Genomic DNA, 7,781 nt, shown 5'->3' on the forward strand with positions numbered 1-7,781 from the left:
TCTCTGTGTGGACGCGTTTCCCTCAGCCTCACCGCCTCGGGATTGGTGAGGATAGCTCGAGGCGGCCGGGAAACGCGAAAGCACAGAGCTCACGGAGCGTGGTGAGGGCATGGAGAACTGATTGATCAAGAAAGTGAAAACACGAAGTGCTCCGTGCCCTCGCCCTCCTCGGTGATCTCCGTGTGGACGCGTTTCCCTCAGCCTCACCGCCTCGGGATTGGTGAGGATAGCTCGAGGCGGCCGGGAAACGCGAAAGCACAGAGCTCACGGAGCGTGGTGAGGGCATGGAGGACTGATTGATCAAGAAAGTGAAAGCACGAAGTGCTCCGTGCCCTCACCTCTTTCGGCGATCTCCGTGTGGACGCGTTTCCTCGCTGCTCAATACCTGCTCGCCTCAGCCGACTCGCGCCGCCTCGCGCCACCCGATGTCGCGGCGATACACCGCCCCCTCGAACTCGATACGCGAGGCCGCGTCGCGCGATGCTTGCTGCGCTGCCGCGAACGTGTCGGCCAGTGCCGTCACGGCGAACACCCGCCCGCCGCTCGTGTGGAGTTCGCTGCCACTGCGCTTGGTGCCGGCGTGGAATACCCGCACAGCGTCACCGAAGCTTGGCACGTGAATGGGGAACCCGGTCTTGGGTGAATCGGGATAGCCGCCGCTCGCCACCACGGTGGTCACACTCGCCCCGCTGCGCCACGTGAACGGCGCCATGTTGCCGATACGACCGCCACGGGCCACGGCGAGCATGGGGTCGAGCAGGCTGCTCGTAAGCATCGGCAGAATGGCCTGCGTTTCGGGATCGCCAAAGCGGCAGTTGAATTCCACCACCTTGGGGCCGTCAGGCGTGAGCATCAGTCCCGCGTACAGCAGGCCGCTGAACGGCGTGCCGCGCTTGCGCAGCGCGTGCAACGTGGGGAGGAAGACGCGCTCCGTAACATCGTCGACCAGTGCCGGCGTCGATAACGACACCGGCGTGTAGGCGCCCATGCCACCCGTGTTGGGCCCCTCATCGCCGTCAAGCAGTCGCTTGTGATCCTGCGCGCCGATCATGGGCAATACATCTGTCCCGTCGGCGATCGCAAAGAGCGACAGCTCCTCGCCGGTCATGAACGATTCCACCAGACACTCGGCACCGGCTTCGCCGAACACGCGATCGTCGAGAATACGATCGATGGCGTCGAACGCTTCGTCTTCGCTCATGCACACGATCACGCCCTTCCCGGCGGCGAGACCGCTGGCCTTGATCACCACCGGGGCGCCGAAGCGTGTGCGAACCGCCTCCTTGGCTTCGCGCGCCACACGATGCGTTTCGGCGTGTGCCGTGGGGATGCCCGCGGCCATCATGAGCGCCTTGGTGTCGGCCTTGCTGGTTTCCACCGTCGCCGCGCCCATGGTGGGGCCGAACGCGGGAATGCCGCGCTGCTGCAGGTAGTCCACCACGCCGGCCGCCAACGGCGCTTCAGGGCCCACCACCACCAACTCCACCTGCTCGGCTTCTGCCAGCGCCGCGACCTCGTGCGGGTCGTTCGCGTTGATGCTCACCAGACGCGCCAGTTCCGCGATACCCGGGTTTCCGGGCGCCGCGATCAGTTCGACCGGTGTGTTCTCACGTGAGAGGGCATCTGCCAGGGCATGTTCACGGCCGCCCGAGCCGAGGAGGAGGATCTTCATGCCCGCAATCTACTGCGGGCAGGAGGCGCAGAGGGATGGAGGCGCGGGGGGGGGGGGTGCTGTCCCCGCACACTGAAAACCGAAAGCTGAAAGCTGAAAACTCCCCCAGAGATCACGGGATCTCCAAGGGAGCTTTCAGCTTTCGGTCCTCAGCTTTGAGCCTCATTGCCAACCGGCGGCTCGCTCGGCGGCGGCGGTGGCGGCGGAGCACTCGGCCCCGGCGCCGCATCACCCATGCTCGCCGCGGCTTTGAATGCATCGCGGAACGCGTCCGCGGCGCGGTTGATCACCCCACCCACGGCGTCGGCGGCTTCCTTGGCCTTCTCCCGGTAGTAGTCGCTCGCGTCCCGCATGTCGTCGCGGAACGGCCGTTCGGCTTCGCTACCGCGGCGGATGTAATCGCCGCCGACGATGGCGCCATACGCCCCTGACTGCTGCCAGCGATGCAATTCGCCAGCTCGCACCGTGTGGAACGGGTGTTCGCGCAGCGCGGTGTTGAGCGCCTTGAGCACGCTATCCCACGCCGTCCCGCCCATCTCGTACTCTGCGGCCTGGGCGAGATACGCATCGAGATCGAGCGTGTCCCCGTCCGGCTTGCCACCGGCGAGCTTGAGAAAGGTCATGAGACTCGCGCGCGGGTCCTGCGAGCCCAGCATGCCGGCGCGGTCGGCACTGAGCTCCGACGTGCGGTACCACTCGAGCAGGGCGAGCTGGAATGGCAGCAGGGCGATGCTCGCCAGCAAGGGCAGTGCGCTCATGCCGAAGAAGAGCACGATGAGTGCGATGGTGCGATACGTCGTGCGTCCCGTCATGATGTGCCCCAACTGCTGCGCCAGCACGAACCGCTGCTCGTCGCGGTCGAGCAGTTCGAGCGTGCCCGAACTGATCACGATGAACGGCTGGTCGAAGCCCACCGCGCCGGCATTGGCGATCGGCGTCTGTGCCACATACAGCTGCGGGGCCGGCAGGCCGGCATTCGGCCAGTCGAGTGATTGCATGACCTCCTGATAGAGGCCGTGCAGGGCAGGGCGCTGCGTCGGCCCCACCAATACGGCATCACCGAGAAACAGATTGCGGACCCCGCGCTCGCCGAACGCGCCGGCAATCTTGCGCACGACCTCGTCGAAGCCCGGGAGCGCGCGCAACGCGCGCAATGCGGCCCGATCGGCCGGATGCTCCCAGGTGACGGAGCTGATCTGGAGGAGTTGGGTTGCCATGGGGAATCGTACGGTGGAAACCCGAGAAAGGTTGCAGGAACGACCGAAAGCTGACAGCTGAAAACCGAAAGCTCCCCCTGAGGCATCACGAGATGCCCGGGGGAGCTTTCAGCTTTCGGTCCTCAGTTTTGAGTCTACTCCCTCAAATCCCCACCAGCGCCTGCTCCAGATCCTCGATCAGATCCTCGGCGTCTTCGATGCCGCAGCTGAGGCGCACCATCCCGTCGGTGAGGCCCATCGCATCCTTCACGTCGGCCGGGACGGAACCGTGGGTCATGGTGTAGGGGTGATTGGTGAGGCTTTCCACGCCGCCCAGCGACTCGGCCAGCGAGAACACCCGCACCTTCTCGAGGAAGGAGCGCGCGTTGTCCTTCGACCCTAGGTCGAGCGTCATCATGCCGCCGAAGGCCGACATCTGCCGCTTGGCCAGTTCATGGTGCGGATGCGTGGGCAACCCGGGATAGATCACGCGCTCGGGACCGAGACGGTTCACCAGGAAGTCGGCGATCGCCCGCCCATTCAGGTCGTGCTGCTTCATGCGGAGCGGCAGCGTCTTCGTGCCACGCAGCGCCAGCCACGCGTCGAACGGTCCCGGAACGGCGCCGGCCGCGTTGAGAATGAATTGCAGGCGGTCCGCCAGATCATCCTCAAGAACGACCGCAAGCCCGCCGATCATATCAGAGTGGCCGTTGATGTACTTCGTGGTCGAATGCCAGACGATGTCCGCGCCCAGTTCGAGCGGGCGCTGGTAGATCGGCGTCGCGAAGGTGTTGTCGACGATCAGCAGGGCCTGGTGTCGCTTCGCGATGTCGCTCATGGCGCGCAGGTCGGTCAGGCGCATGAGCGGATTCGTGGGGGTTTCCACGAGGAGGGCACGCGTGGCGGGCGTCATCGCGTCGTCCACCCGCTGCGGTTCGCTCGTATCCACGTATGTGAAGGACAGCCCCATATGCCGCAGAATTCGATCGAACAACCGGAAGGTACCGCCGTACACGTTTTCGGCGCATACGATATGGTCGCCGGCCCGGAACAGCTTCATGATCGAGTCGAGGCACCCCATGCCGCTGCTGAACGCGAAGCCGTGCGTGCCGCCCTCGAGGACGGCCACATTGCGTTCGAGGGCCTGTCGGGTGGGATTCTTCCCACGGGCGTATTCGTACCCTTTGTTGACGCCGATGCTCTCCTGCACATAGGTGCTGGTGAGGTAGAGCGGGGTCATGATGGCACCGGACACCGGGTCCGGGCGCTGGCCAGCGTGGATGGCGCGGGTGGCGAAACCGCCCGCCAGATCTTCGTCGAAAATGCGCGTCATGGGCTCCGGGTCGTCCGTGGGGAGATGAAGCGGGAAGCTAGTGCGGCGGCGCAGCCCCGGCGAGCTCCCAACGGCATCTTCGGGCCCCTTCGCCGCACGCCGTCCGTGGCCACACCGCCGGCCGTCCAGTGGCCCGTGTTTCCGCGCGACCCGTTCCCCGCGGCATGAACGCAGCAGGGCGAGCCGATCACACATCGGCACGGCTGCAGGAGGCGTTGGCTGGGGATCCCCGCCGCTGCCTCATCGTGGACGACGATCCCTCGCTGCGCGCGGTGTTGCGTCGGCTCATGCGAGCCGAAGGGTTCGAGTGTCTCGAAGCCGCCACCGGCCGCGAGGCGCTCGACGTGCTGGCCGGTCAGCCGGTCCCGCTGGTGCTGAGTGACTTTCACATGCCCGAGCTCGACGGCGCGGCGCTGCTCGATACGGTGCAGGTGCGTTGGCCCGGTACGGCGGTGGTCATCATCACGGCCATCTCCGATGTGAACCTTGCCGTGCGCTGCCTCGACGCCGGTGCACTGGACTATCTCACGAAGCCCTTCTCCACCGAAGAGTTGCGCGCGCGTGTGCTGCAGGCGCTCGAGAAGCGGCGGCTGCTGCTCGACAACGCCGCCTACCGCACACGGCTCGAAGAGCGCGTGGCGCAGCAGGCGCGGCAGTACGAAGAGTTGTTTCTCGCCTCGCTACGGTCGCTCGCCGAGGCGCTCGAAGTGAAGGACGCGTACACGTGGGGCCATTCGACGCGCGTGTCGCAGTACGCCGTGGCGATTGCGCGGGAGCTGCAAATGGAGCCGCCCCAGCTCGAACAACTCGAGCTGGGCAGTCGTCTGCATGATATCGGCAAGATCGGGGTCCGTGAGTCGGTGCTGAACAAGGAGGGCCCGCTCACGGCCGAGGAGTACGCCCACGTCATGGAGCACCCGGTCATCGGCTGGCGTCTGCTCGCACCGCTGCTGCGCGACATGCCGGTGGCGCTGGCCGTCGTGCGTTCGCATCACGAACGCGTTGATGGGCACGGTACCCCCGATCGTCTCGCGGGGGAGGACATTCCGCTGGCGGCGCGCGTCACGGCGGTGGCCGACTCCTTCGACGCCATGACGAGTGGGCGCCCCTATCGCGCGGGCATGCCCGTCGAGGAGGCATTGGCCGAACTCCGGCGTTGCGCCGGGGCGCAATTCGATCCGCAGTGCGTCGAGGCGTTCGAGCGAGCCCTCGCCGCGCGCGCGGTCGTACCGCCTGATGCGCGCGTGCCGCATCGCCCCTCGCTGCAGATTGTCGCCTGACGGCGGCGAGCCGCGGGTCGGGGGCTACACCGACCCGCCGGGCTCCACGCCCCCGCCGACGAGCAACGGCGCCACCACGCACTGCACGAAGTCTTCGAGCGACGCCGGCACTGCCGTCCACACGGCGCGATGCAGCGGCGTGAGGCCGCGTTCGTGCATCACCCGTCGGCCGGCCCCAAGAATGTCGGCGTGCGTCAGCGCATCGCCACGGCGCGCCAGGCGCAGGCACTCTTCCGGCGAGCCGTCGCCATTGCTGTCACCAATGAGGTCGAGCGCGAAGTGCGTCCCCAGATCGACCTCACTGTCGCGTCCGTTGGCGCAGACGCGCGCCTGCCGTGGCGCATCGTCGAGCAGCACATATGGGACATCTAACGGTACCAGCGACAGCAGGGCCCGATTGGTGAATACCGCGCCGATGCCTTGTGTCTCCAAGAGGGCGTCCAGCGGTGTCGACGCCGCCTCGTGCGGATCGAGCACCACCATGGCGCGTCCATCGCTCGCCGCGAGGGCCACGAGCCAGGCCGCACCCGGTGGTAGCAAGACCGCCGATCGCCGACCGGCGAGGGCGCGCACGAGTGGCGCCGATCGCTGCAGCAGCGTGACGCCGGCCGCCACGAGCGCGGTCACGTCATGCCCGGCGACGCGACCACCGGCCGCAGCGAGCGCATAGGGGAGGAGTGCCAGCGGATCCATGCGTCACGATAACGCCCTGCGCCAGTGGGTGGCGCGGGGTGCCGCATTGGGCCCGGACTGTAACGCCCGAGGCCGGCGTTCGTCCTTGTCGGGGCTTCCCGGGCTACTCGCCCGGGGGGCAGGGCCGGGTTGGTTCCGCGGGTGTGACGCACCTAAGTTCCTGTATTGTGCACGAATCGGGAAATTTCCCGATGAATCATTTCTGAGGTCGGCTATGGCGTTCGACGGGTTGATGGTGAGTGTGTCCGGTGTGCGTGGACGGGTCGGCGAAGCGCTGACGCCGGAGGTGGTAGCCACCTTCGCTGCCGCATTTGGCGCGTGGGCCGCGCGGGGCGGCAATCGTCGCGTGGTGGTGGGACGCGACAGCCGCGTGTCCGGCCCCATGTTCACGCGCATCGTGCACGGCGCGCTCGAGTCGGTCGGTTGCACCGTGATCGACATCGGCATGGCGCCCACACCGACCATCCAACTTGCCGTCGAGCATCATCACGCGGCGGGCGGGCTCGGAATCACGGCGAGCCACAATCCCATCGAGTGGAACGCGCTCAAGTTTATCGGTCCCTCGGGGCTGTTTCTTTCGGCCGCCGAAGGCGCGGAGATGCGCGCGCTGCTCGAGACCGGTATTCCACGCGCCACGTGGGACCAGCTCGGCACCATCGAACAGGATGACGAAGCCATCGCGCGCCACATCGCGCAGGTGCTGGCGTTGCCGTGGCTCGATGTGGAGGGCATTCGCGCCAAGCGCTTCCGCGTGGCACTCGACTGCTGCCACGGGGCCGGCAGTGTGATCATGCCGCAGCTGCTCACCGAGCTTGGCTGCGAGGTGTACGCGATCAACATGGAAGCCGATGGTCGGTTCCATCGGCCGCCGGAACCCGTCGCGGACAACCTCGGCGAGCTCGAAGCGCTCGTGAAGGCCACGCACGCTCACATCGGCTTCGCCACCGACCCCGATGTCGATCGCTTGGCCCTCGTGCTCGACGACGGCAAGGCGCCTGGCGAGGATTACACGCTCGCCTTCGCGGCGCGCACCGTGCTTCGGCATCGCCGCGGTCCGGTGGTCACCAACCTGTCGACCAGCAAGGTGGTCTCGGATGTGGCTGCCGAAATGGGCGTGCCGTTCCATTTCGCCAAGGTGGGCGAGGTGAATGTGGCGCTCGCCATGCGCGATGCGGGTGCGACGATCGGCGGTGAGGGCAATGGCGGTGTCATCCTCCCGGAAATGCACCTCGGCCGCGACGCACCCGTGGGTGCCGCGCTGATGCTGCAGCTGATGCTCGAGGAGGATCGTCCGTTGTCGGAGCTCGTGGCGGCGAAGCCTCGCTACGTGATTGTGAAGGACAAGCTCGATCGCCCCGATGCGGCGCTCGACGCCGTATACGAAGCGCTGCGCGGCGCCTTCGCCGATGCGAACGCCGATACCCAGGACGGACTGCGCCTTGATTGGGCGGACCGGTGGGTGCACCTGCGCCCGTCGGGGACGGAGCCCATCGTGCGCGTCATCGCCGAGGCGCCGACGTTGGACGCGGCACGTGAACTCATTGCGCAGGCGCGAGCTCCCCTCGCGGCGCTCGTCTGAGCCAGCCGGCTCGTTCCCAGACCTGAAC

At 67.0% G+C, this 7,781-nt stretch carries 6 protein-coding genes; 2 read left to right on the forward strand and 4 right to left on the reverse strand.

Features of this window, described 5'->3' with window-relative positions; translation table 11 throughout:
* Positions 1 to 394 precede the first annotated feature (394 nt).
* The 3 genes from purD to ACIQ6O_RS10285 all read right to left on the reverse strand — a co-directional run bounded on the left by purD (position 395) and on the right by ACIQ6O_RS10285 (position 4,201).
* The gene (gene purD, locus ACIQ6O_RS10275; protein WP_396207695.1) at positions 395 to 1,672 is read right to left on the reverse strand and encodes a phosphoribosylamine--glycine ligase; all 1,278 of its coding nucleotides are present in this window, start codon (positions 1,670 to 1,672) and stop codon (positions 395 to 397) included.
* A 149-nt stretch (positions 1,673 to 1,821) separates the two neighbouring features.
* Complete coding sequence (locus ACIQ6O_RS10280) at positions 1,822 to 2,889, reverse strand: M48 family metallopeptidase (protein WP_396207696.1); 1,068 nt, start codon at positions 2,887 to 2,889, stop codon at positions 1,822 to 1,824.
* Between the two features lie 142 nt (positions 2,890 to 3,031).
* Positions 3,032 to 4,201, reverse strand: a complete 1,170-nt coding sequence (locus ACIQ6O_RS10285) for a trans-sulfuration enzyme family protein (protein WP_396207697.1) — start codon at positions 4,199 to 4,201, stop codon at positions 3,032 to 3,034.
* A gap of 164 nt (positions 4,202 to 4,365) precedes the next feature.
* Between ACIQ6O_RS10285 and ACIQ6O_RS10290 the strand changes: the two genes are divergently transcribed.
* Entirely contained in the window at positions 4,366 to 5,481 is a 1,116-nt protein-coding gene (locus tag ACIQ6O_RS10290) for an HD-GYP domain-containing protein (RefSeq protein WP_396207698.1), read from the forward strand.
* 24 nt (positions 5,482 to 5,505) lie between these two features.
* On the opposite strand, the gene ACIQ6O_RS10295 is transcribed toward ACIQ6O_RS10290, so the two are convergent.
* A complete protein-coding gene (locus tag ACIQ6O_RS10295) occupies positions 5,506 to 6,174 on the reverse strand; it encodes a hypothetical protein (RefSeq protein ID WP_396207699.1) in 669 nt (222 codons plus the stop codon).
* 214 nt (positions 6,175 to 6,388) lie between these two features.
* On the opposite strand from ACIQ6O_RS10295, the gene glmM reads away from it, so the two are divergent.
* Entirely contained in the window at positions 6,389 to 7,753 is a 1,365-nt protein-coding gene (glmM, locus tag ACIQ6O_RS10300) for a phosphoglucosamine mutase (RefSeq protein WP_396207700.1), read from the forward strand.
* Positions 7,754 to 7,781: the final 28 nt, after the last annotated feature.

Origin of the sequence: Gemmatimonas sp. (assembly GCF_044345575.1) — a bacterium.
In the GTDB taxonomy this organism is placed as follows: Bacteria; Gemmatimonadota; Gemmatimonadetes; order Gemmatimonadales; family Gemmatimonadaceae; genus Gemmatimonas.

Bases quoted from the DNA above. Each gene is read 5' to 3' on its own strand.
- purD (WP_396207695.1), bottom strand. From the start codon at position 1,672: ATGAAGATCCTCCTCCTCGGCTCGGGCGGCCGTGAACATGCCCTGGCA.
- ACIQ6O_RS10280 (WP_396207696.1), bottom strand. From the start codon at position 2,889: ATGGCAACCCAACTCCTCCAGATCAGCTCCGTCACCTGGGAGCATCCG.
- ACIQ6O_RS10285 (WP_396207697.1), bottom strand. From the start codon at position 4,201: ATGACGCGCATTTTCGACGAAGATCTGGCGGGCGGTTTCGCCACCCGC.
- ACIQ6O_RS10290 (WP_396207698.1), top strand. From the start codon at position 4,366: ATGAACGCAGCAGGGCGAGCCGATCACACATCGGCACGGCTGCAGGAG.
- ACIQ6O_RS10295 (WP_396207699.1), bottom strand. From the start codon at position 6,174: ATGGATCCGCTGGCACTCCTCCCCTATGCGCTCGCTGCGGCCGGTGGT.
- glmM (WP_396207700.1), top strand. From the start codon at position 6,389: ATGGCGTTCGACGGGTTGATGGTGAGTGTGTCCGGTGTGCGTGGACGG.